The sequence below is a fragment of the Campylobacter sp. IFREMER_LSEM_CL2127 genome (assembly GCF_025771745.1).
GTDB lineage: Bacteria > Campylobacterota > Campylobacteria > Campylobacterales > Campylobacteraceae > Campylobacter_D.
On the sequence record NZ_JAKMQV010000004.1, the window covers coordinates 63,343 to 86,374 of the forward strand.

Sequence of the window (23,032 nt, forward strand, 5' to 3'; positions counted from 1 at the left end):
TATGGCTAAAAAACATATTTTATTTGAATGTCAAGCTTGTGGAAATCAGCAAAGTAAATGGCTAGGCAAATGTCCTGAATGCGGTTCTTGGGATAGTTTTGTTGAGCTAAAGCAAGAACAAATTAAGGTTTTAAAAGAGTTAAATTCACTCTCAAACACTCCAAGTTCTGCAGTATGTATAAATGACGTTATAGCAGAAAATTTCACTCGCATTAGCACTGACGATAATGAGCTTGATTTAGTTTTAGGTGGTGGGCTTGTTGTGGGCTCTTTGGTGTTAATTGGGGGTTCACCTGGGGTTGGAAAATCCACACTTTTATTAAAAATTGCTTCCAATTTGGCAAAAAGTGGTAAAAAAGTACTTTATGTAAGTGGAGAGGAGAGTAAATCTCAAATCAAACTGCGCGCAGATCGTTTGAATGCAAATTGCGAGAATTTATTTTTACTTACTGAACTTTGCTTGGAAGATATTTTAAGCGAGCTTTCTAAAAAAGATTATGAAATTTTAATTATTGATTCTATTCAAACTTTATATTCTAATAAAATTACTTCAGCAGCAGGTAGTATCACTCAAGTTAGAGAAATTACTTTTGAGTTAATGCGCTATTCTAAGGCTAATAATATTAGCACTTTTATCATAGGTCATATTACTAAAGATGGAGCTATAGCTGGACCTAGAATTTTAGAGCATATGGTAGATGTGGTGCTTTATTTTGAAGGTGATGCCAATAAAGAAATAAGGATTTTAAGAGGTTTTAAAAATCGTTTTGGAAATATTTCCGAAGTTGGTATTTTTGAAATGACTTCTAAGGGTTTAATTAGTGCTAAAGACATAGCTAATAGATTTTTTACGCGTGGTAAGGCAGTAAGTGGTAGCGCTTTGAGTGTAGTGATGGAAGGAAGCAGAGCTTTAGTACTAGAAATTCAAGCCTTAGTTTGTGAGAGTGCTTACCCAAAACGCAGTGCAACAGGCTATGAAAAAAATCGTTTAGATATGCTCATAGCTTTACTTGAGAGAAAGCTTGAAATTCCTTTGGGACATTATGATGTGTTTATTAATGTAAGTGGTGGGGTGAAAATTAGTGAAACTGCGGCAGATTTAGCGGTGGTTGCAGCGATTATTTCAAGTTTTAAAAACCGCCCTTTAAGCAAAGATAGTGTTTTTGTGGGTGAGCTTAGTTTAAATGGTGAGATTAAAGAAGTATTTTCGCTTGATGTGCGTTTAAAAGAAGCTAAAATGCAAAAATTTAAAAATGCCATAGTGCCGGTTAAACCTATGGAAGAACTTGGTTTAAAATGTTTTGTAGCCAAAGAATTACGTGAGGTTTTAGAATGGATGTAAAATTTGATGTAATCATTATAGGTTCAGGTCTTGGAGGCTTAAGTGCGGGTGCTTTTTTAGCTAGAAATGGTAAAAAAGTTTTAGTTTTAGAACAGCATTCTTTAATCGGTGGTTGTGCTACTTGTTTTAAAAGAAAAGGTGCTTTGATTGATGCGGGGCTTCATGAAATGGACCTAGGTGAAGCAAAAACTGACATGAAGCATTTGGTTTTTGAAAAACTTGGTATAAAAAATAAAATTGAAATTTTACCTTTACCAAGTGCATGGAGTATTAAAAGTAAAAATTATAATCTAACTTTACCTCACGGTATAGAAAGAGTAAAAGAGGTTTTAAAAAAGGAATTTCCACAAGAATGCAAAGGTATTGATAAATATTTTAAAGCTATAAAAACGCAAGCTTATGCTATTCGAAGGTTTCCTTGGGATTTAAAATTAAGTGAATTATTGTTATTTCCATTTAGCACTTCTTGGATATTTATCAAAAATAGATTGTTTAATAAAAAAGTTTATGATGTTTTAAATGCTTATATTAAAAATGATAAGTTAAAAAAGATTTTAAATGCAAATATGAGTTATTATCATCATGATAGTAAGGAATTTATTTTTAGTTTTCATGGCATTGCTCAAAAGCATTATTATGATGGTGGGGTATATATTAAAGGTGGCTCACAAGCTTTAAGTGATGCTTTGGCTGAGGTTATAAAAGAAAATCAAGGACAGGTTTTAGCTAAGGCTGAAGTTGTTAAAATACTCACAAAAGATCAAAAAGCTTATGGAGTAGAATACATTCAAAATAATCAAAAACACACCATCTATGCGCAAAATATCATTGCAAATTGTGATCCTTTAATCGTATATAAAGACTTGCTTAAAGATTTAAATTTAACCCAAGAAATCAAAGCAATAGAGTCTAAACAGCGTGCTTGTTCTTTGGTAAGTGCTTATTTTATTTATGATAAAGATATTTCTAAAATTTATGAAAATATGGATTATTGTAATTTTATATTTGAAGATGATTTTTTAAATAGTTCATATGAAAATACTAATATTTTAAAACTAGATATCAAAAAAAGACCTATGGCTTTTGTGAATTATTCTAAAATTGATAGTGGTTTAGCTAGCGATAGATACATAGGTGTTGTAGCTTTTAGTTCAAATTATAGTGAATGGGATTTAAATAAGCAAGATTATAAAACCAAAAAAGAAGAAGTATTAAAAGCCATAGTGCAAAGGCTTGATGAGATTTTTCCAAATTTAAGTTCATGTTTAATCCATCAAGAATTAGCCACGCCAAAAACTATACAAAGATATACTAAAGCTTATGAGGGTGCAATTTATGGATTTTCTCAAGATCAAGAAGGGGCTAAATATAGATTGCATTACAAAAGTAAAAGTATAGAAAATTTATATTTTGCTAATGCTTTTATATTTCCTGGAGGTGGTTTTACAGGTGCGATTTTAGGAGGATATTTTTGCGCTAATAAAATGAATTTTCATTAAAATATAAGCAATTTTTTTTTATAATATTAGCTTTGAAATATTTATTCTGCTAAGGATTTTTAATGAAAGATTTATTTTTATTTAGTTCTTTTATAGATTCTAGTCACACTTTTGCATACTTTTTTCATTTGGGTATAGTGGTTGTGATTTCTTTGATTTTAGCAAAACTTGCTACAAGATCCATGCAAATTGTCCCAAGAGGTAGTCAGAATTTAGCTGAGGCTTATATGGAAGGCATTTTAAGCATGGGTAGAGATACCATGGGTAGTGATGAAGCTGCTAGAAAATACTTGCCTTTAGTTGCAACTATAGGTTTTATGGTGTTTTTTAGTAATATCATAGGAATTATCCCAGGTTTTGAAGCTCCAAGTGCTAGTTTAAATTTTAGTGCTTCTTTGGCTATTATAGTATTTGTATATTATCATTTTGAAGGCATTAGAACTCAAGGATTTTTTAAGTATTTTGCACATTTTATGGGACCTGTTAAAATTCTAGCACCTTTAATGTTTCCTATAGAAGTGGTTTCTCATTTTTCAAGAGTTATTTCTTTATCTTTCCGTTTATTTGGTAATATCAAGGGAGATGATTTATTCTTAGCAGTTATTTTAGCTCTTGTGCCTTGGGTTGCGCCATTGCCTGCTTATATGCTTTTAACTTTTATGGCATTTTTGCAATCTTTTATTTTTATGATTTTAACTTATGTTTATTTAGCAGGTGCAACTGTAGTTGATGAACATCATTAATTTTTAAAAAGCAAAAAATATTTTTTGCTTTTTTCTTTTTTATTATTCCTCTTTTATTCTTTTTTAAACTCTTTTTGAAATAAAAAACGCTAGAATAAACAAAAAATTCTAAGGAAAATTTTAATGTTTGAAGTTGTTATAGGACTTGAAGTTCATGCACAATTAAATACCAAAACAAAAATCTTTTGTTCATGTGCAACTTCTTTTGGAGAAAAATCAAATACTAATGTATGCCCAACATGTTTAGCTTTACCAGGTGCTTTGCCTGTATTAAATCAAGAAGCAGTGAAAAAAGCTATAGCATTTGGAAAAGCAGTTAATGCAACTATAAATAAAAAAAGTATTTTTAATAGAAAAAATTATTTTTATCCTGATTTACCAAAGGCTTATCAAATTTCGCAATTTGACATTCCTATAGTAGAAAATGGCGAGTTGTTTATTAATGTAAATGGAGAAAATAAACGCATAGGTATTACTAGAGCTCATTTAGAAGAAGATGCGGGGAAAAATATACATGAAAGTAATTTTTCAAAAGTAGATTTAAATAGAGCAGGTACACCTTTGCTTGAAATCGTTAGCGAGCCTGAACTTAGAAGTTCTGATGAAGCAGTGGCTTATTTGAAAAAGCTTCATTCTATTATAAGATTTTTAGATATTTCAGATGCAAATATGCAAGAAGGTAGTTTTAGATGTGATGCTAATGTTAGTATTCGTCCAAAGGGTGATGATAAGCTTTATACTAGAGTGGAGATTAAAAATTTAAATTCATTCCGTTTTATCCAAAAGGCGATTGAGTATGAAGTAAAACGCCAAAGTGAAGCTTGGGAAGATGGAAAATACGATCAAGAAGTTGTGCAAGAAACAAGATTATTTGATACGGTTAATTTAGTTACTAGAAGTATGAGAGGCAAGGAAGATTCTGCTGAATATAGATATTTTCCTGATCCTGATCTTTTACCTGTAATTTTAGATGATGAAATGCTAAGTCAAGATATACCTGAACTTCCTGATGAGAAAAAAGCTAGATTTGTTAGTGAGTTAGGTATTAAAGAAAGCGATAGTGAAGTGATTGTTTCTTCATTAGAGCTTTGTAGATATTTTGAGTATTTAATTGATCAAAAATTAAATCCAAAACTTTGTGTTACTTGGCTTACGACCGAGTTAATGGGACTTTTAAAAGGTGAATTAACTATAGAAAACTCACCTATAAAACAAGAAAAATTAGCTGTTTTAATTAAACGTATAGAAGAAGGTGTTATTAGTGCTAAAGCAGGTAAGGATATTTTAGCTTATGTGTTTGAAAATACAGAAGTTGAAATTGATGATGCTATTGAAAAACTTGGTTTAAAACAAGTAAGCGATGATGGTGCTATTGAAAAGATTGTTGATGAAATTTTAGCCAACAATGAAGATAAAGTAGCTGAATATAAAAGTGGTAAAGATAAACTTTTTGGTTTCTTTGTTGGTCAAGCAATGAAAGCAGGCAAGGGTGCGTTTAATCCTGCTAAGGTAAATGAAATTTTAAAAGCAAAACTTGGTTAAATATGAAAATAGCAGTTATTGGTGCAGGAAAATGGGGAAGTGCTTTATATGATGCATTGAGTGTTAAAAATGAATGCGTGATAACTTCTTTTCACGAAAAAGATCTTTCTTATTTTGTTAGCACCAAAGAAGCTTTAGAGTATGAATATTTGGTTTTTGCTTTATATGCTCAAGGAATACATGAGTGGCTTGTAAATAATTTTAAAGATTTAAATCAAAAAATTCTTGTAGCTTCTAAGGGCATTGATTGCAAAAGTTTAAAATTTATGGATGAGGTTTTTGGTGAGTTCATAAGTAGTGATAGACTTTGTTTTTTAAGTGGACCTTCTTTTGCAAGCGAAGTGCTAGAAAAAAAACCTTGTGCTTTGGTTATTAGTGGTAAAAATCAAGAACTTTGTAATCAATTTGCGAGTTTTTTTCCAAACTATATTAAAACCTATACAAGTTCTGATGTTAAAGGTGCTGAAATTTGTGGTGCTTATAAGAATGTTTTAGCAATTGCAAGCGGAGTTTGTGATGGCTTAAATTTAGGCAATAATGCAAGAGCCTCTTTAGTCTCAAGAGGTTTAGTAGAAATGCACCGTTTTGGGCAGTTTTTTAGTGCTAAAGAAGAAACATTTTTAGGACTTAGTGGGGCTGGAGATTTATTTTTAACAGCTTCAAGCAATCTATCAAGAAATTATAGAGTAGGTTTGAGTTTGGCTAGTGGTAAAAACATAAAAGATATTTTAATGGAACTTGGAGAGGTAGCCGAAGGAGTGCAAACTGCTTATGCCATACATGCCTTATCAAAGCAATTTCAAATTTATGCCCCGATTGTTAATGAAGTGGTTTTAATGCTAGAGGGTAAAAATGCTTGGGAATCTTTGAAAGATTTGATGTCATCAAAGGAGGAAATATCATGATTATCAAAAATGCAAAAATTTATGGTGAACAAGTACTTGATCTTAAAATAGAAGATGGAAAAATCACTCAAATTGCTAATGATTTAAAAGATGATGAGCATATTGTTGATATAAAAGGCAAAACTTTGCTTCCTTCGTTTATTGATTTGAATGTTAGTTTGCTTGATAATGAATTTAGTATAGATAAATTATATGATCTTGAAAAAGCATGCTTAAAAGGCGGGGTAGGGACTATTGTTTTAAAAGATAGTTTAGAAGCTAACACTCAAGGCTATGCACTTTATTTTGATAAATTAAAATCTTTAGATATTAATGTTTTACCTACTATTAATGTATTAGATAAAACAGAAAAATTAAAAAATATCGCCACCTTAATTGATATGGGTGCAAAAGGCTTGGAGCTTTCAAGTACTTTAGGCGCAAATTATTTAAGACAGTGCATGCAATATGCTAATATGAAATCAACTCCGGTGTTTTTAAAGTGTTTTGATGAGAATTTTGATGATCATGGGGTGATGAATGACGGGCAAACAAGTTTTGAATTAGGACTTATAGGAATTAGTGATATAGCTGAGACTAGTGAAGTAGCAAAAATGAAAGAATTGGTGGAGTTTTATAAAAACAAAGCTTGTTTTAACTCTTTAGCAATTACAAGATCATTTGAATTACTACATGATCAATATAGTGAAATTTCAATCCATCATTTAATCAAAGATGAAAACGCTTGTGAAAATTTCAATACTCAAGCAAAAATTTTACCTCCACTAAGAGCAAAAAATGAATTAACAGGTCTTAAAAAATTACTTCAAGATAAAAAAATTACTTTCTTAAGCTCTTTGCATACTCCTAGCACTAAAAAAGATTTAGCTTTTGATGAAGCAGACTTTGGAATTAATGCCATAGCTATGTATATGAGTTTATGTTTTACATATTTAGTAAAAGAAGGTATTTTAACTTGGAAAGGATTATGTGATTTTACAAGCTATAATCAAGCGCAATTTTTAGGATTAAACAAAGGTAAAATAGAACTTGGTTTTGATGCTGATTTGGTTGTATTTGAAGAAAATCTTTCTTTTAAAGGGGAGGGTTTATATGCAAATGATACCTTGCAAGGTAAGGTAGAAAAAAGCTTTATAGCAGGAAAAGTTTTTAGCTTTTAAGCTAAAAACTCTTATTTATTTTGCATAGCTTGTGCTACTTGAGCTGAGCTGTTTCTAATTTTTTCCATACATTCTCTAGCTTCTTTGGCTAAATCCACACTTTGATTTACACCACTTAAACCATCTTTAATACTTTGTACCACTTCAGCTGTTACATTTCTAATAGAATTAATGGTAGTAGTAATTTCATTTACTGAATGTCCAGTTCTTTCAGCTAGATTTCTAACTTCATCAGCAACCACAGCAAAACCACGTCCATGTTCTCCAGCACGCGCTGCTTCTATGGCAGCATTTAGTGCTAAAAGATTGGTTTGATCTGCTATATCGCTAATAGTTTGAATAATATTTTTGATTTCTTCTGATTGTTCATTTAATGATGAAACTAAATTACTACTATTATTCATCATCTCGGCAATATTTTGAATATTTTGAACCGTATTTTCTATAACACTATCACCTTCTTGAGTTAAATTATCATTTTGTTCTGCTAGCTCGCTAATGAGTTTTAGTTTTTCCTCATCTCTTACAACTTGCTCGGTAATATCTGTTGCAAATTTAATAACTTTATAAATTTCTCCATCATCATTTTTGATAGGATTATAGCTTGCTTCTAGGTGGATTAGTTTATTGTTTTTACCAAAGCGTATAAATTTTCCTGATTGGAATTTACCACTTCTTAATTCTTCCCAAAAAATTGTATATTCTTTTGAGTTTCTAAACTTTTCTTCGCAAAACATACTATGGTGCTTTCCTTTGATTTCACTTAATGAATAACCCATAGTTTGAGTGAAGTTTTCATTAGCATTTAAAATCTCTCCATAAGGATTAAATTCAATAATAGCCATAGAACGATTAGCTGCATCTATGGTGTTTTTTAAATCAAGCATTTCATAGTGCCTTTGAGTAATGTCATTGGCGAATTTAATAACCTTATATACTTTGTTATTTTGATCTAAAATAGGAAGATAATTAGCTTCAAGATAAATGTCTTTTCCACCTTTTGCGATGCGTCTAAAAAGACCATTTCTTGATTTACCACCTTTTAAATCTCTCCAAAAATCAACATAGCGTTGAGACTTTACTACTTCAGGTAAGCAAAACATACTATGGTGTTTTCCTTTAATTTCATCTAGAGAGTAATTCATAGTTTTTAGAAAATTTTCATTAGCGCTAATGATGGTCCCATCTGTTTGAAATTCTATCATCGCCATAGTTTTGCTAATAGCATTAAGTATATCTTGAAAAGCTTGATTAGATTGTTCTAATTGAATAATTTGCTCATTGATTTTTTTCTTATTGACAAACATGAATTTCCTTTATAAAAATAGCTTAAAATTATAAAGTGTTTTTTGAAATAAATAATTTGTTTGTGTTAGTTTTTTGTTAAATTAGAAAATTTTTCTTGCAAAGAAGTTCTGATTGAATCATTAATCTCATCACTATTCTTTAAGTATTGTTCATTAAGCTTTTCGAGCTCTTTTAAAAAGTCAAAAAGAGCTTCTTCCCACAAAGCATTGCTTTTTTTACTTAAATTCATAGTTTGAATATGGTTAAGCTTTCTGCTCATATCGCTTAAATTTTCCAAAAATTCATCTTTATTATTTTCATTTTGAAGTGTAAAAGTGTTTTGTAAAAGATTGTTTTTGATATTTCTTATTTCTTCGTTAATAAGATCACAAAATTCAGGATAGATATCATTTTTAATGGGTTCAAGTAAGGCTTGCTCATCTAATTTTAGTGTATATTTTTTAATAGCAAAAAAAAGAATTAAAAAAGCTATTGCGCTAATTAAGAGATAAAAAACCATTTTTTAAAATTCCTTAAATGGTGCGGTTAGCGAGATTTGAACTCGCACACGCTGAGCGCACCACCCCCTCAAGATGGCGTGTCTACCAGTTCCACCATAACCGCATAAAGCCCTAAAAGGGCTTTTGTGATTAAGCTGCTACTAATGCTTGGAATGGATTAGCATAAAGAGCGATAAGAGCAATAACAAGTGCATAGATAACTTGAGCTTCAATCATCGCTAAAGCAATAAACATAGTAGTCATTAATTTACCACCAAGACCAGGGTTTCTAGCAGTACCTGCTATAGTTGCTGCCGCAGTATTACCCATACCAATAGCACCACCTAAAGCTGCAACACCAAGTCCTAAACCTGCTGCTAAGATAGAAAAAGAAGCTAACCATTGATTCATAGAGCCTTCAGCAGCGAATGCAAAACCACTTAAAGCTAGCATTAAAAATACGATTTTTTTCATAGTATTCCCTCGATATAAAATTTAAATCCTTTCGGCTTGCGTATCCCTACTCGTGATTTATAAAAGCGAAATTATATATTAATATAGCTTTAAAATTATTGAAATTTAAATTAATAAGCATATTTTAAAATAAATTAAAGTTTTTTTTAGCTACATTAAATGTTTTTTATGTGCTTATAAAATTTAAGGTTATTTTTATGAATGATAAATTTTCTAAAATAGGCTTTGTATTAGCAGTGGCAGGTTCAGCCGTTGGGCTTGGAAATGCTTGGAAATTTCCAACTTTAGTAGGACAAAATGGAGGCTCAGCCTTTGTACTTTTGTATTTATTTTTGACTTTGGGTGTAGGTTTTGTGATATTTTTAGCAGAACTTAGTATAGGAAAACTTAGTGAAAAAGATCCTGTAAATGCTTATTATACTTTAGCACCAAAACACAAAAGAGCTTGGTCTATAGTCGGTTTTTCTTTAATAGGCGCTATTTTGATTGTTTCTTTTTATAGTGTGATTATAGGATGGATTGTGAAGTATGCTTATTTTGGATTTTTTCCTTTACCAAAAAGCATAGAAGAAAGTGGCGCTATTTTTGGAAATTTACTTTCTAATGATGTTTTATCTCAATTTATATGTTTTACTTTTGTATTTATAGTTATTTTTTATGTAGTATCAAAAGGTGTTAAAAGTGGTATAGAAAAACTCAATGTTTGGATGATGCCAAGTTTATTTATACTACTTATTTTAATGCTTGGGTATTCTTTTAGTATGGATGGTTTTTCTAAAGCGAGTGAGTTTTTGTTTTCTCCTGATTTTTCTAAGCTTGGGGTAGGGGCGTTTTTGAGTGCTTTAGGACTTGCTTGCTTTTCTTTATCTATTGGAGTGGGTTCGATTATAACTTATTCTGCAAGTTTGCCTGATAAAACAAATTTTATTACAAGTACTATTAATATTATTATTATTAATATTATCATTGGTATTATGATGGGACTTATTGTATTTACTTTTATATTTGAATTTAATGGCAATCCAGCTCAGCAAGGTCCAGGTTTGATTTTTGTATCTTTAATGAGTTTGTTTTCAAATATTGATCCAATTGGCTTTTTACCTTTGGGAAATATTTTAGCTATAGCTTTTTTTATAGCTTTGTTTTTTGCAGGGATTACTTCAGCAGTTTCCATGATAGAACCTTTAACCTTTTATTTAATTAATTCTTATAATTTTACAAGAAAAAAAGCTTTGATTTTTATAGCTTTCATTGTGTATTTTTTGGGAAGTTTGTGTATTTTATCAGGAATTGAGTGGAGTAAAGATTCTTTGGAATTTTTTGGAAAAAGTTTTTTTGATATATTAGATTTTATAGCTTCAAATTTAATGATGCCTTTGGGTGGGTTATTTGGTGCAATCTTTGTAGGCTTTGTACTTAAAAAAGAAGCTTTGCAAACTTTATTTTATCCTTATATGAGGGGTAAATACTTTGAGTGCTGGTATTTTTTTGTAAGATATATTTCACCTTTGGCGGTGATTTTAATCATGATAAAACAATTATTTTTTTAAGGTTAAAAGATGAATGAAAAATTTTCTAAAATAGGTTTTGTATTAGCAGTGGCAGGTTCAGCCGTTGGGCTTGGAAATGCTTGGAAATTTCCAACTTTAGTGGGTAACAATGGCGGCTCAGCTTTTGTAGTGGTGTATTTACTTTTAACCTTGGGTGTGGCTTTTGTAATATTTTTAGCAGAACTTAGCATAGGAAAACTTAGCGAAAAAGATCCTGTAAATGCTTATTATACTTTAGCACCAAAAAATAAAAAGGCATGGTCACTAGCGGGATTTTTTATGCTTGGTGCTATTATTTTAGTGTCTTTTTATAGTGTTGTGATAGGTTGGATAGCAAAATATGCTTATTTTGGATTTTTTGAACTACCTAAAGATACAAATGAAGCAGGCGCTATTTTTGGAAATTTACTTTCTAATGATGTTTTATCTCAATTTATATGTTTTACTTTTGTATTTATAGTTATTTTTTATGTAGTATCAAAAGGTGTTAAAAGTGGTATAGAAAAACTCAATGTTTGGATGATGCCAAGTTTATTTATACTACTTATTTTAATGCTTGGGTATTCTTTTAGTATGGATGGTTTTTCTAAAGCAAGTGAGTTTTTGTTTGTACCTGATTTTTCAAAATTAAGTGTTAATTCTATATTAGATGCACTAGGGCTTGCATTTTTTAGTATGTCTTTGGGTGTTTGTGTGATTTTAACTTACGCAGCAAGCTTGCCTGATAAAACAAATTTTATAAGTAGTGCTTTAAATATTATTATTATTAATACTATCATTGGCTTAATGATGGGGCTTATTGTATTTACTTTTATATTTGAATTTGGGGCTGATCCTACCCAACAAGGTCCAGGGCTTATATTTATATCATTAACAACACTTTTTGCAAAATTAGGATTTTTAGGAAATGTTTTAGCCATAGCCTTTTTTATAGCTTTATTTTTTGCAGGGATTACTTCAGCTATTTCCATGATAGAACCTTTTACTTTTTATCTTATAAATCGTTATCAAATTTCAAGAAAAAAAGCTTTGCTTTTTGTAGGTGTGATTGTTTATTTTCTTGGAAGCTTATCTATACTTTCTTTTTATCATGTAAGTGCGCCAAGTTTAAATTTCTTTGGAAAAAGTTTTTTTGATATTTTAGACTTTTTCATACAAAATTTATTAATGCCAATTTCTGCTTTAATTACAGCGTTTTTTGTGGGTTTTGTGCTTAAAAAAGAGGCTTTGCAAATTTTATTTCATCCCTTTATGCGCGGGGTGTATTTTGAAATTTGGTATATCTTTTTAAGATATATTTCTCCATTAGCAGTGATTTTAATCATGGCCAGACAGCTTTTTTTCTAAGGCATTAAAATGAATGATAAATTTTCTAAAATAGGCTTTGTATTAGCCGTTGCAGGTGGTGCTATAGGGCTTGGAAATGCTTGGAAATTTCCAACCTTAGTAGGGCAAAATGGTGGTTTTGCTTTTGTGCTTTTGTATTTGCTTTTGACTATTAGTGTGGGATTTTGTGTATTTTTGGCTGAAATTGCTATGGGGAGATTAAGTCAAAGTGATCCTGTAAATGCCTATAAAAGCTTAGCAACTAAATATGCTCAAAAATGGAAATTTGCGGGATTTTTTATGCTTGGTGGAATTTTTGTATTATCTTTTTATCTTGTTATTATGGGTTGGGTTTTAAAATACATGATAACTTCGATTTATTATTTGCCTAGTAATACCCAAGAGGCAGGAGCTTTGTTTGGAAATTTAATACAAAATAGTATTTTAGAAAGTAGTTTGTATTTTTTAATTGCTTTTTTTCTTACCTTGTTTGTTGTCTCAAGAGGGGTTAAAAGTGGTATAGAAAAACTGAATGTTTGGATCATGCCAAGTTTATTTATCATGCTTGTATTAATGCTAGTGTATTGCTTTTTTCAAGATGGTTTTAAAGAAGCTTTTGTTTATTTGTTTTATCCTGACTTTACTAAACTTAATCTAAACTCGGTTTTAACAGCTTTAGGCCTTGCTTTTTTTACCTTATGTTTAGGTATAGGTTGTATTACTACTTACGCAGCTTCATTAAAAGATGATACAAATTTAATCACAAGTTCAGCCATAATTGTGCTTTTAAATATCAGCATAGGCTTAATGATGGGGCTTATTGTATTTACTTTTATATTTAAATTTAATGCCAATCCCGCAGAAGGTGCTGGACTTGTATTTATATCTTTAACGACTTTATTTTCCAACTTAGGTGCTATCTTTGGGCATTTTTTAGCCTTTTATTTTTTCTTGGCTTTGTTTTTTGCAGGGATTACTTCAGCAGTTTCTATGATAGAACCTTTTACTTTTTATCTTGTGAATGAATATAAAATTTCAAGAAAAAAAGCTTTGGTTTTTATAGGTTTTGTGGTTTTTCTTTTAGGGATGAGTTGTATTTTATCTTTTAGTGCTAGTTATGGAGATAGTTTTAGCTTTTTTGGTCTAAGTTTTTTTGATATTTTGGATAAATTAACTTCTAATTTTATGCTCCCACTTGGAGCTATTACTAGTGCTATTTTTGTAGGATTTTTTGTAGATAAAATGAAAATCTATAATTTGTTTTCTAAATTTATGAGTAAAAGTATTTTTGAAATATGGTATTTTTTACTCAGATTTGTTGCGCCTGTTGCGATTATTATCATTATGTTAAACCAAATTTTATAAATTTATTTTTTAAGAAAGTAAGGTTATAATTGCAAAGATGCAAAAATAAGGAAAAATTATGGCTAAAAAATTAATTGATGTGATGGATACCACATTTAGAGATGGTTTTCAATCTGTTTATGGTGCTAGAGTTTTGATGAATGACTTTTTTCCTGCTTTAGAAGCAGCTAAAGAAGCAGATATTAAGCATTTTGAATTTGGCGGTGGAGCTAGGTTTCAAAGCCTATTTTTTTATTTAAACGAAAATGCCTTTGAAATGATGGATAAATTTAGAGCTATCGTTGGAAAAGAAGCAAATTTACAAACTCTTGCAAGAGGGGTTAATACCGTAGCACTTGATACAGGTAGTAAAGAAATTATTGACTTACATGCAAAAATGTTTGCAAAACATGGCACAACCACCATAAGAAATTTTGACGCATTAAATGATGTAAATAATTTAAAATTTAGTGGAGAATGTATAGTTAAGCATGGTTTAAAACATGAAATTACTATTACTTTAATGGATTTACCTCCAAAATGTAAAGGTGCGCATGATGTACCTTTTTATGAAAGAATTTTAAAAGAAATCCTACAAGCGCAAATTCCTTTTGATAGTATTTGTTTTAAAGACGCAAGTGGAACTTCAAATCCAAATAAAATTTATGAAGTTATTAAAATGGCTAGAAAAAACTTACCTGAAAATATGCATATAAGATTACATACGCATGAAACTGCAGGGGTGAGTATAGCATGTTATTTAGCAGCTTTAGAGGCAGGTATTGATGGTATAGATTTGGCTGCTGCTCCTGTTAGTGGTGGTACTTCTCAACCTGATATTTTAACTATGCTTCATGCTCTAAAGGGAAGTAATTTTGATCTTGGTTTGGATGAAGAAAAAATTTTAAAATATGAAGAAGTGTTAAAAGATTGTTTAAAAGATTATTTTCTACCACCTGAAGCAACAGCGGTAAATCCTTTAATACCTTTTTCACCTATGCCAGGTGGAGCATTAACTGCTAATACACAAATGATGAGAGATAATAATATTTTAGATAAATTTCCTCAAGTTATAAAAGCCATGCAAGAAGTGGTAGAAAAAGGTGGTTATGGTACTTCGGTTACTCCTGTATCGCAATTTTATTTTCAACAAGCTTTTAATAATGTAATGTTTGGTCCTTGGAAAAAAATAGCAGATGGATATGGAAAAATGGTTTTAGGATATTTTGGAAAAACTCCTGTTGCTCCAGATCCTGAAGTAATTAAGCTTGCAAGCGAGCAATTAAAATTAGAACCAACTACAAAATTAGCTACAGATATTGCTGATGCAGATGAGAGTAAAAGTATAGCTTATATTAAAAACTTATTGGAAAAAGAAAATTTAGAAGCAAGTGAAGAAAATATTTTTATCGTTGCAGCTTGTAAAGAAAAAGGCATAGCTTTCTTAAAAGGCGAAGCTAAGGTTAATGTTAGAAAAAATAGCAAATTAAAACCAAGTCTTATTAATGAAAATCAATTTACCGTTTCAGTTAATGGTAATAAATATCATGTGGAAGTAAGTGCAGGTTTTGATAGAGATGTTAATGTTAAAAGTGCTGTCAAGGTAAATTCAGACAAAACAGAAGTGAAAAAGACACAAGTAGATGATAGTGCTAATGCCATCATTGCGAGTATGAATGCAAATGTATTTAAAATTTTAGTAAAAGAAAATGACAGTGTTAAAGCAGGTCAAGTTGTAGCTGTGCTTGAAGCTATGAAAATGGAGATTGAAGTTAGTGCAAGTAAAGATGGAGAAATTGCAGAACTTTTAGTAAATGCTGGTGAGAGTGTAAGTGAAGGCCAGGTTTTAATGACTTATAAATAAGGAGGCAAAAATGATAGGTTTAGAAAATTTAGGTTTAGAAAATATCGGGCAAGTTTTTCATAATCTTAGTTATGATGAGCTTTTAAAACATGAAAAAAATAGCAATGAAGGTGTATGTACTAAAAATGGCACTTTTAGTGTGGATACGGGAATTTTTACCGGAAGAAGTCCTAAGGATAAATATTTTGTAAAACAAGATCCTTCACAAAAATATATTGCTTGGGGTAAGATTAACCAACCTATTAGCGAGGAATTATTTGAAAAACTTTTAGCAAAAGCTAAAAAGCAGCTTAGTAATAGTGATATTTATATCCAAGATGCATATTGTGGTGCTTCGTTAAAAAGTCGCAAAGCTGTGCGTTTTGTAACACAAATTGCTTGGCAAGCGCATTTTGTAAAAAATATGTTTATTCGTCCAAAAGAAGAAGAGCTTGGTGAGTTTAAACCTGATTTTGTAGTGTATAATGCTTGCAAATGTGTGAATGAAGACTATGAAGAAGATGGTTTAAATTCAGAAGTTTTTGTCATTTTTAACATAGAAAAAAATATAGCAGTAATTGGTGGGACTTGGTATGGTGGAGAGATGAAAAAAGGAATTTTTTCTATGATGAATTACTGGCTTCCGCTAGAAAATAAACTTCCTATGCATTGTAGTGCTAATGTTGGAGAAAAAGGTGATGTGGCGCTTTTCTTTGGACTTAGCGGTACAGGTAAAACTACTCTTTCAACCGATCCAAAAAGAAAATTAATAGGCGATGATGAGCATGGTTGGGATGATGAGGGTGTGTTTAATTTTGAAGGAGGTTGTTATGCAAAATGTATTAACCTTGACCCTCAAAGTGAGCCAGAAATTTATGGAGCTATAAAGCAAAATGCACTTTTAGAAAATGTAGTTTTAAAAGATGATTTAAGCGTTGATTTTAATGATGGTTCTAAAACTGAAAATACTAGAGTTTCTTATCCGATAGAACATATTTTAAATCACGAGCCAAGTCTTAGTGCAGGTCATCCTAGTAATATTATTTTCCTTTCAGCGGATGCTTTTGGTGTTTTACCTCCGGTTAGTAAGCTTAGTAAAGAACAAGCAATGTATTATTTTCTAAGTGGTTATACTGCTAAAGTAGCAGGTACTGAAAGAGGCATTACCGAACCTGTTGCGACTTTTTCAGCTTGTTTTGGAGAAGTGTTTTTGCCATTACACCCAACTGTTTATGCAAAACTTTTGGGCGAAAAAATCAGCAAGCATAATGTGAATGTTTATCTAGTAAATACCGGTTGGAGCGGTGGAGCTTATGGTGTAGGCAAAAGAATGAGCATTAAAGTTACTAGAGCTTGCATTAATGCGATTTTAGATGGTAGTATACAAAATTGTGAGTTTGAAAATTATGATTTATTTAATCTTGCAGTTCCAAAAGAATTAGCAGGTGTAGAAAGCAAGCTATTAAATCCTATTAATACTTGGGAAGATAAAAAAGCTTATGAGGAAACCAAATTAAAGCTTGCAAAAATGTTTATAGAAAATTTTAAACGCTATGAAGATGTAAAAGAAGGAGCAGAATTTAAATTAGCTGGTCCTGCTATCTAAAAAGAGTTAAGCTCTTTTTAGAATAGTGATTCAGGATTGATTTGGGTTTCTTTATTTTTTGGAAGCTCAAATCCACCTAACATATGAAAATGTAAATGAAAGACTTCTTGCCCGCTATTTTTTCCACAATTTGTGATTAATCTATACCCGCTTTTATCAAGCCCTAAAAGAATAGCTAGTTCTTGAATAAATTGTGTCATTTCACTCATTAATTCAGGTCTTAATTCTTGAAAGTTTTCAAAATGTTCTTTTGGAATGATTAAAATATGAATAGGTGCTTTAGGATTAATATCATGAAAGGCTAAAAATTTTTCACTTTCTAAAACTTTATTAGCAGGGATTTTTCCTTCTATGATTAGTTCAAATACGGTTTTTTCTCTCATTTAATAGTCCTTTTTTTTGTTATTTTTGCTAATTTTAAATAATTTTACATTAGAATGTTTAAAAAAAATTTAGTTGGAGCTAAAATTGCAAGATATGATAGAAAAAATTGCTTCTGCAAGTACTCTAGCAGAACTTGAAAATATAAAAGTAAGTGTTTTAGGAAAAAAAGGTATTTTGACTTTGGAATTTGCAAAGTTAAAAGATTTGCAAGGTGAAGAAAAAAAAGAATTTGCTAATGGTTTAAATAAAGCAAGAGATGAATTTAATGAAGCTTATCAAATAAAATTAAAAGAATTAGAAGAAAAAGCTTTAAATGAAAAAATGAAACAAGATGTGCAAGATTTTAGCTTTTTTGATGAAACTTCAAATGCAGGTGCTTTGCACCCAATCATGCAAACTATGGATAAAATCATAGAATATTTTACAGCTTTAAATTTCAGCATAGAAAAAGGGCCTTTGATTGAGGATGATTTTCATAATTTTGAAGCATTAAATTTACCACAAAATCATCCTGCAAGAGATATGCAAGATACTTTTTATTTTGAAGATAAAACCTTGCTTAGATCCCAAACTTCTCCAGTTCAAATTAGAACTATGCTATCTCAAAAACCACCTATTAGAATGATAGCACCAGGTGCAGTTTTTAGAAGAGACTTTGATATTACCCATACACCTATGTTCCATCAAGTGGAAGGACTTGTGGTAGAAGAGGGTGATAAGGTAAATTTTGCAAATTTAAAAGATATGCTAGAACATTTTTTAAAACATATGTTTGGTGATGTAAAAGTGCGTTTTAGACCTAGCTTTTTTCCTTTTACAGAGCCATCTGCTGAAGTAGATATTTCTTGTGTATTTTGTAAAGGTTGTGGATGTAGGGTTTGTAAGCAAACAGGATGGCTTGAAGTTTTAGGATGCGGTGTTGTTGATCCTAATGTTTATAAATTTGTTGGTTATAAAAATGTAAGTGGCTATGCTTTTGGTTTGGGTGTGGAGCGTTTTGCTATGCTTTTACATAAAATTCCTGATTTGCGTTCTATGTTTGAAGGTGATTTAAGATTATTGGAGCAATTTAGATGATTATTAGTAGAAATTGGTTAAATGAATGGATTGATTTAAGTGAAATATCGACGCAAACTATAGTAAATACTTTAAATTCTATAGGATTAGAAGTTGATAGTTTTAAAAGTGTCAAAGCTCCCCAAAAAGTTGTAATAGGTAAGGTTTTAGAAAAAGTTAAACATGAAAATTCAGATAAATTGAATATTTGCAAAGTAGATGTTGGGAATGAAATTTTACAAATTGTTTGTGGTGCAAAAAATGTTGATAAAGATCAATTTGTAGCCGTATCTTTAGTGGGTGCAGTGCTTCCAAATGGACTTGAGATAAAACCTGCCAAACTTAGAGGGGTTGAATCTATGGGTATGATTTGCTCTTCTAGTGAGCTTGGTTTTGGAAAAAGCAATGAAGGCATTATGGTTTTAGATGAAAGCATGGGGGAATTAGTTCTAGGAAAAGCTTTAAATGATTATGAACTTTTTAATGATGAATTAATTGAAATTGAACTTACTCCAAATCGTGGAGATTGCTTGAGCTTATATGGTGTTGCTAGAGATTTAAGCGCAGCACTTGATTTAAATTTAAAAGAATTAAATCCTTTAAAAGAAAGTGAAAATAGCGTAGGTATAGGAAGAATACTAAGTGTTAAAAATCAAAGCGATGTTGAAGGCTTTTTTACTTATAAAGCATTAGAGATTAAAGAAGAATTTAAGCTAAATATTACGATACAAATTCGCCTTGCCTTGGTTGAAGCATATAAAAATAATAATATAGAAAATCTTTTAACATATGCAACTCATGCAAGTGGAGTGATTTTTTGTGCTTATGATTTTCATAAGCTTTGTCAAGATTGTCAAATCGATGAAAAGATTGTTTTAGAAATTAAAACTCAAGAACATGGAGAATATGGAGTTTATTATAAAGATGAGTTGATTGCTTTAGCGGGTATAGAGCAAGAAGATAAATTTAAAATCAATGATGAGAGCAAAATCATCATTATAGAAGCAAGCTATACTCATCCTAAAACTATAGCAAATGCAATGGCCTTTTATAAAAAGAAAAATGACACTATATATCGTTCTTTAAGAGGTAGTGAGCCTAAGCTTTCTTTGGGAATGGAGTATTTATTTAATGAGTGCTTGAAAATTAGCGCGATGAGTGTTTTTTCTGGAAGTCAACAAGTTTTTAAAGAAAATGAAGCAAATATTATTGGTATTTTTGGTGCAGAGATTGATAAAATCATTGGTATGCCTATAGATAAAAATAATTTAGTAAAAATTCTTAAAAAACTAGGCTTTGAAATAAGTGTAGTAAATGATGAACAATTTAATATCAAAATCCCACTTCATCGCAGTGATATAGCAAATATAGCTGATATTAGTGAAGAGATAGTAAGAATTGTTGGCATTGATAATATCCCATCAAAAGCTTTAGAATTTAAAGAAAAAAATCGCCTAAATCAAGTATATTTTGATTATCAAGAGCTTAAAAATTTAAGATTAAAAGCAAGTAGTAATGGGTATTTTGAAAGTGTGCATTATGTTTTAGATAATGAAGAAGAATTAAGTCAATTAGGATTTAAATGCATTAAAAATAAGCTTATTAATCCTATCACCAATGAACTTAATACTTTAAGAAGCACTTTGATAAATCACCTTTTAAATGCAGCAAGCTTTAATCTAAGAAATTCAAAAAAGAAAATCAAACTTTTTGAATGTGGTAGTGTTTTTGATGAGTTTTCAAATGAGCATGCTAAATTTGCGATGATCTTTAGTGGCTACAAAGAAGAAGCTAAAATCACAAATAAGGCCAAGCCTATTTTGGTAGATTTTTATACTTTTTTAGCAGAATTAAAGAGCATTATAGGTGAGTTTAGTTTGCAAAAATCAGAATACGCATTTTTAAGTCCATATGAGCAAGCAAATGTATATAAAAATGGCAAGCGTATAGGGTTTATAGGTAGAGTGCATTTAAGTATAGAAAATAAAAGAGATCTGGTTAAAACTTATATTTGTGAGCTTGATTTAGAAGGCTTAAAACAAGACTTTAAAACCGCTAAAGCTTATTCTAAATTTCCATCTATGAGTAGGGACTTAAGTATAGTTATACCTAAGGGTTTTGAATATGAAAAAATCAAACACACTATTGCTAAATTAGATATTGAAAGATTAGAAAGTTTTAGAGTAGTAGATTTATATACAGATGAGAATTTAGGCGATTTTTATAGCTTGACTATTAATTTAGTATTTAGAGATTTTGAAAAAACCTTAGAAGATAATATTATCCTTGAGTATATTGATAAAATCATCAAAGCTTTAGATGATGAGCATGGTTTAAAACTTCGATGAAAATCAGTCCTATTGATTCTTTTACAGCAGAGCTTGAATATATAGCTTCTGATAAGTCTATATCTCATCGCTTTGCTATCTTTTCTTTGCTTACCCAAGGAACTTGTAAGATTAAAAATTATTTAAAAGCCCAAGATACTTTACATACTTTAGCAATCATTCAAGCTTTGGGAGCTGAGATTGAAGAAAATGATGAATTAATTTGCATTAAAGCTCCAAAATATATAAAATCTCCAAATTGTGTTTTAGATTGTGGCAATTCAGGTACAGCTATGAGACTTTTGATAGGTCTTTTAAGCGCTATTGAAGATGAATTTTTTGTACTTAGCGGGGATTGTTATTTAAATGCTAGGCCGATGAGACGTGTAAGTGAGCCTTTGATGAGTTTAGGAGCTAAAATTTATGGAAGAACTAATGCAAATTTAGCGCCTATTTGTATACAAGGGGCTAAGTTAGATGGTTTTGATTTTAGTAGTAATATTGCTTCAGCTCAGGTAAAATCAGCTTTAATCTTAGCAGCTTTATTTGCCAAAAAAGAAAGTTATTTTAAAGAAATTGAGCTTTCAAGAGATCATAGTGAGATTATACTTAATAAAATGGGGGCTTGCATTGAGTATTTAAATGAGGATAAAACTTTTATCAAAATCAATCCTTTAAAAGAAAAATTAAAAGCATTTGAAGTATGTGTGCCAAATGATCCATCATCAGCCTTTTACTTTGCCTTAGCTGCTTGTATTTTACCTCATTCAAAAGTAGTTTTAAAAAATGTTTTGTTAAATAAAACACGCATTGAAGCCTTTAAAATTTTAGAAAAAATGGGTGCAAAGATCACCTATAATATTACCAATGAAGATTTTGAAAGTATTGGAGAAATTTGTGTTGAAAGTGCGCCTTTAAAGGCAGTAAGTGTGAGTGAAAATATCGCATGGCTGATTGATGAAATTCCAGCTTTGGCCATAGCTTTTGCTTGTGCAAAAGGAAAAAGCATTATAAAAAATGCTAAAGAATTACGCGTAAAAGAAAGTGATAGAATCAAATCAATTGTATTAAATTTGCAAAAATGTGGCATAAAAGTAAAAGAATTAGAAGATGGTTTTGAAGTAGAAGGTGGCGAAGTTAAAAGTGCTAAAATAGAAAGCTTTGGAGATCATAGAATCGCGATGAGTTTTTTAATTTTAGGTTTAAGATGTGGAATGGAAGTAGATGATAGTGAATGCATCAAAACTTCTTTTCCAAATTTTATTGAGATTTTAAAGCAAATAGGAGCTAAATTTGGAGATTGAATTAGCAAAAAGTTATGGATTTTGTTTTGGAGTAAAAAGAGCTATTAAAAAAGCCGAGCAGATTAAAGATGCAGCTACTATAGGACCTTTAATCCATAATAATGAAGAAATCACAAGACTTTGGAAAAATTATAATGTTAAAACATTAAATGATATTAATGAATTAAGCACAGAAAAAAAAGCTATCATTAGAACCCATGGTATTACAAAGCAAGATTTAGAAAAATTAAAGCAAAAAGATATAGAAATTTTTGATGCAACTTGTCCTTTTGTAACTAAACCTCAAAAAATTTGTGAGCAAATGAGCAATGAAGGTTATGAAGTTGTGATTTTTGGAGATGAAAATCATCCTGAAGTAAAAGGGGTTAGAAGTTATGTAAGCACTAAAGCTTATGTGGTTCTTGATGAAAAAGAATTATTTGATATTAAATTACCTTCTAAAATCGCAGTAGTATCACAAACTACAAAAAAGATAGAAAAATTTATGGAAATTGTGAATTTTTTAATGCTTAGGGTTAAGGAAGTGCGCGTTTTTAATACCATATGTGATGCGACTTTTAAAAATCAAGAAGCAATCAATGAACTTGCCAAAAAAAGTGATGTAATGATAATAGTTGGAGGAAAAAATTCAGCTAATACTAAGCAACTTTTTTTAATAGCAAAAAATTACTGCAAGGATAGCTATTTAATCGAAAATGAAAAGGAAATTCAAAAAGAATGGTTTAGTGGCAAAGAAAAATGCGGTATTAGTGCAGGTGCTTCTACACCGGATTGGGTAATTGACTTGGTTTTGGAAAAAATCAAAGAATACACCAAAATTAACTAAGTTTAAAGAAAACA

19 protein-coding genes, 1 tRNA gene and 1 pseudogene are annotated in these 23,032 nt (G+C 30.4%); 15 read left to right on the forward strand and 6 right to left on the reverse strand.

All coding sequences use genetic code 11. The annotated features are described in order from the left end of the window. The first annotated feature begins 1 nt into the window (after position 1). The 6 genes from radA to L8V77_RS04270 all read left to right on the forward strand — a co-directional run bounded on the left by radA (position 2) and on the right by L8V77_RS04270 (position 7,191). The gene (gene radA, locus L8V77_RS04245) at positions 2-1,342 is read left to right on the forward strand and encodes a DNA repair protein RadA (RefSeq protein WP_258108000.1); all 1,341 of its coding nucleotides are present in this window, start codon (positions 2-4) and stop codon (positions 1,340-1,342) included. Further along, positions 1,333-2,841 (forward strand): phytoene desaturase family protein, encoded by a 1,509-nt coding sequence (locus L8V77_RS04250; protein ID WP_263706859.1) that lies wholly within the window; start codon positions 1,333-1,335, stop codon positions 2,839-2,841. Before radA ends, L8V77_RS04250 begins: the two co-directional genes overlap by 10 nt. A gap of 62 nt (positions 2,842-2,903) precedes the next feature. Next, positions 2,904-3,584, forward strand: coding sequence for a F0F1 ATP synthase subunit A (locus L8V77_RS04255; RefSeq protein ID WP_039668715.1), 681 nt, complete (start codon positions 2,904-2,906; stop codon positions 3,582-3,584). A 123-nt stretch (positions 3,585-3,707) separates the two neighbouring features. Further along, positions 3,708-5,126 (forward strand): Asp-tRNA(Asn)/Glu-tRNA(Gln) amidotransferase subunit GatB, encoded by a 1,419-nt coding sequence (gatB, locus tag L8V77_RS04260; RefSeq protein ID WP_263706861.1) that lies wholly within the window; start codon positions 3,708-3,710, stop codon positions 5,124-5,126. A 2-nt stretch (positions 5,127-5,128) separates the two neighbouring features. Then, positions 5,129-6,031: an NAD(P)H-dependent glycerol-3-phosphate dehydrogenase gene (locus L8V77_RS04265; RefSeq protein WP_263706862.1), complete on the forward strand. Its 903-nt coding sequence runs from the start codon at positions 5,129-5,131 to the stop codon at positions 6,029-6,031. After that, positions 6,028-7,191, forward strand: a complete 1,164-nt coding sequence (locus L8V77_RS04270; protein ID WP_263706864.1) for a metal-dependent hydrolase — start codon at positions 6,028-6,030, stop codon at positions 7,189-7,191. The genes L8V77_RS04265 and L8V77_RS04270 overlap by 4 nt, the downstream gene beginning before the upstream one ends. A gap of 11 nt (positions 7,192-7,202) precedes the next feature. On the opposite strand, the gene L8V77_RS07690 is transcribed toward L8V77_RS04270, so the two are convergent. The 5 genes and pseudogenes from L8V77_RS07690 to L8V77_RS04290 all read right to left on the reverse strand — a co-directional run bounded on the left by L8V77_RS07690 (position 7,203) and on the right by L8V77_RS04290 (position 9,452). After that, a complete protein-coding gene (locus L8V77_RS07690) occupies positions 7,203-7,751 on the reverse strand; it encodes a methyl-accepting chemotaxis protein (protein ID WP_412175022.1) in 549 nt (182 codons plus the stop codon). Continuing rightward, a pseudogene (locus L8V77_RS07695) lies at positions 7,731-8,498 on the reverse strand (PAS domain-containing protein); the annotation flags it as partial. The gene L8V77_RS07690 and the pseudogene L8V77_RS07695, both read right to left, overlap by 21 nt. A 65-nt stretch (positions 8,499-8,563) precedes the next feature. Further along, positions 8,564-8,998 carry a hypothetical protein gene (locus tag L8V77_RS04280; RefSeq protein ID WP_263663465.1) on the reverse strand — a complete coding sequence of 145 codons (435 nt, stop codon included), beginning with the start codon at positions 8,996-8,998 and terminating at the stop codon, positions 8,564-8,566. Positions 8,999-9,016: 18 nt separating this feature from the next. After that, a tRNA-Leu gene (locus L8V77_RS04285) sits at positions 9,017-9,102 on the reverse strand. Positions 9,103-9,128: 26 nt separating this feature from the next. Further along, positions 9,129-9,452 (reverse strand): F0F1 ATP synthase subunit C, encoded by a 324-nt coding sequence (locus L8V77_RS04290; RefSeq protein WP_012661906.1) that lies wholly within the window; start codon positions 9,450-9,452, stop codon positions 9,129-9,131. Between the two features lie 197 nt (positions 9,453-9,649). Here L8V77_RS04290 and L8V77_RS04295 point away from each other — a divergent pair, with 197 nt between their 5' ends. From L8V77_RS04295 to pckA, 5 genes are read left to right on the forward strand one after another with little or no spacing between them, the layout of a single operon-like run. Continuing rightward, positions 9,650-11,002: a sodium-dependent transporter gene (locus L8V77_RS04295; RefSeq protein ID WP_263682350.1), complete on the forward strand. Its 1,353-nt coding sequence runs from the start codon at positions 9,650-9,652 to the stop codon at positions 11,000-11,002. Between the two features lie 9 nt (positions 11,003-11,011). Then, positions 11,012-12,349 (forward strand): sodium-dependent transporter, encoded by a 1,338-nt coding sequence (locus L8V77_RS04300; protein WP_263706866.1) that lies wholly within the window; start codon positions 11,012-11,014, stop codon positions 12,347-12,349. Positions 12,350-12,358: 9 nt separating this feature from the next. Further along, positions 12,359-13,693, forward strand: a complete 1,335-nt coding sequence (locus L8V77_RS04305; RefSeq protein ID WP_263706867.1) for a sodium-dependent transporter — start codon at positions 12,359-12,361, stop codon at positions 13,691-13,693. 58 nt (positions 13,694-13,751) lie between these two features. After that, positions 13,752-15,536, forward strand: coding sequence for a biotin/lipoyl-containing protein (locus L8V77_RS04310; protein ID WP_263706869.1), 1,785 nt, complete (start codon positions 13,752-13,754; stop codon positions 15,534-15,536). Positions 15,537-15,546: 10 nt separating this feature from the next. Beyond that, positions 15,547-17,121: a phosphoenolpyruvate carboxykinase (ATP) gene (pckA, locus tag L8V77_RS04315; protein WP_263706871.1), complete on the forward strand. Its 1,575-nt coding sequence runs from the start codon at positions 15,547-15,549 to the stop codon at positions 17,119-17,121. A 17-nt stretch (positions 17,122-17,138) separates the two neighbouring features. Here the strand turns inward: pckA and L8V77_RS04320 are convergent, their stop codons facing one another. Continuing rightward, positions 17,139-17,504, reverse strand: coding sequence for a histidine triad nucleotide-binding protein (locus L8V77_RS04320; protein ID WP_240379776.1), 366 nt, complete (start codon positions 17,502-17,504; stop codon positions 17,139-17,141). Between the two features lie 85 nt (positions 17,505-17,589). Between L8V77_RS04320 and pheS the strand changes: the two genes are divergently transcribed. From pheS to L8V77_RS04340, 4 genes are read left to right on the forward strand one after another with little or no spacing between them, the layout of a single operon-like run. Beyond that, on the forward strand, positions 17,590-18,582 hold the full coding sequence (gene pheS / locus L8V77_RS04325; RefSeq protein WP_039668703.1) for a phenylalanine--tRNA ligase subunit alpha: 993 nt from the start codon (positions 17,590-17,592) through the stop codon (positions 18,580-18,582). Next, positions 18,579-20,909, forward strand: a complete 2,331-nt coding sequence (gene pheT, locus L8V77_RS04330; protein ID WP_263706872.1) for a phenylalanine--tRNA ligase subunit beta — start codon at positions 18,579-18,581, stop codon at positions 20,907-20,909. Before pheS ends, pheT begins: the two co-directional genes overlap by 4 nt. After that, positions 20,906-22,192: a 3-phosphoshikimate 1-carboxyvinyltransferase gene (gene aroA / locus L8V77_RS04335; RefSeq protein WP_263706873.1), complete on the forward strand. Its 1,287-nt coding sequence runs from the start codon at positions 20,906-20,908 to the stop codon at positions 22,190-22,192. The genes pheT and aroA overlap by 4 nt, the downstream gene beginning before the upstream one ends. Next, positions 22,182-23,018, forward strand: coding sequence for a 4-hydroxy-3-methylbut-2-enyl diphosphate reductase (locus L8V77_RS04340; RefSeq protein ID WP_263706874.1), 837 nt, complete (start codon positions 22,182-22,184; stop codon positions 23,016-23,018). The genes aroA and L8V77_RS04340 overlap by 11 nt, the downstream gene beginning before the upstream one ends. Positions 23,019-23,032: the final 14 nt, after the last annotated feature.

Excerpts from the sequence above, each read along its gene's own strand:
- L8V77_RS04250 (WP_263706859.1), top strand. The coding sequence starts at position 1,333 with ATGGATGTAAAATTTGATGTAATCATTATAGGTTCAGGTCTTGGAGGC.
- pckA (WP_263706871.1), top strand. The coding sequence starts at position 15,547 with ATGATAGGTTTAGAAAATTTAGGTTTAGAAAATATCGGGCAAGTTTTT.
- L8V77_RS04320 (WP_240379776.1), bottom strand. The coding sequence starts at position 17,504 with ATGAGAGAAAAAACCGTATTTGAACTAATCATAGAAGGAAAAATCCCT.
- L8V77_RS04305 (WP_263706867.1), top strand. The coding sequence starts at position 12,359 with ATGAATGATAAATTTTCTAAAATAGGCTTTGTATTAGCCGTTGCAGGT.
- L8V77_RS04255 (WP_039668715.1), top strand. The coding sequence starts at position 2,904 with ATGAAAGATTTATTTTTATTTAGTTCTTTTATAGATTCTAGTCACACT.
- L8V77_RS04270 (WP_263706864.1), top strand. The coding sequence starts at position 6,028 with ATGATTATCAAAAATGCAAAAATTTATGGTGAACAAGTACTTGATCTT.
- aroA (WP_263706873.1), top strand. The coding sequence starts at position 20,906 with ATGAAAATCAGTCCTATTGATTCTTTTACAGCAGAGCTTGAATATATA.
- L8V77_RS04265 (WP_263706862.1), top strand. The coding sequence starts at position 5,129 with ATGAAAATAGCAGTTATTGGTGCAGGAAAATGGGGAAGTGCTTTATAT.
- L8V77_RS04310 (WP_263706869.1), top strand. The coding sequence starts at position 13,752 with ATGGCTAAAAAATTAATTGATGTGATGGATACCACATTTAGAGATGGT.
- L8V77_RS04295 (WP_263682350.1), top strand. The coding sequence starts at position 9,650 with ATGAATGATAAATTTTCTAAAATAGGCTTTGTATTAGCAGTGGCAGGT.
- L8V77_RS04300 (WP_263706866.1), top strand. The coding sequence starts at position 11,012 with ATGAATGAAAAATTTTCTAAAATAGGTTTTGTATTAGCAGTGGCAGGT.
- pheT (WP_263706872.1), top strand. The coding sequence starts at position 18,579 with ATGATTATTAGTAGAAATTGGTTAAATGAATGGATTGATTTAAGTGAA.
- L8V77_RS04280 (WP_263663465.1), bottom strand. The coding sequence starts at position 8,998 with ATGGTTTTTTATCTCTTAATTAGCGCAATAGCTTTTTTAATTCTTTTT.
- L8V77_RS04290 (WP_012661906.1), bottom strand. The coding sequence starts at position 9,452 with ATGAAAAAAATCGTATTTTTAATGCTAGCTTTAAGTGGTTTTGCATTC.
- radA (WP_258108000.1), top strand. The coding sequence starts at position 2 with ATGGCTAAAAAACATATTTTATTTGAATGTCAAGCTTGTGGAAATCAG.
- gatB (WP_263706861.1), top strand. The coding sequence starts at position 3,708 with ATGTTTGAAGTTGTTATAGGACTTGAAGTTCATGCACAATTAAATACC.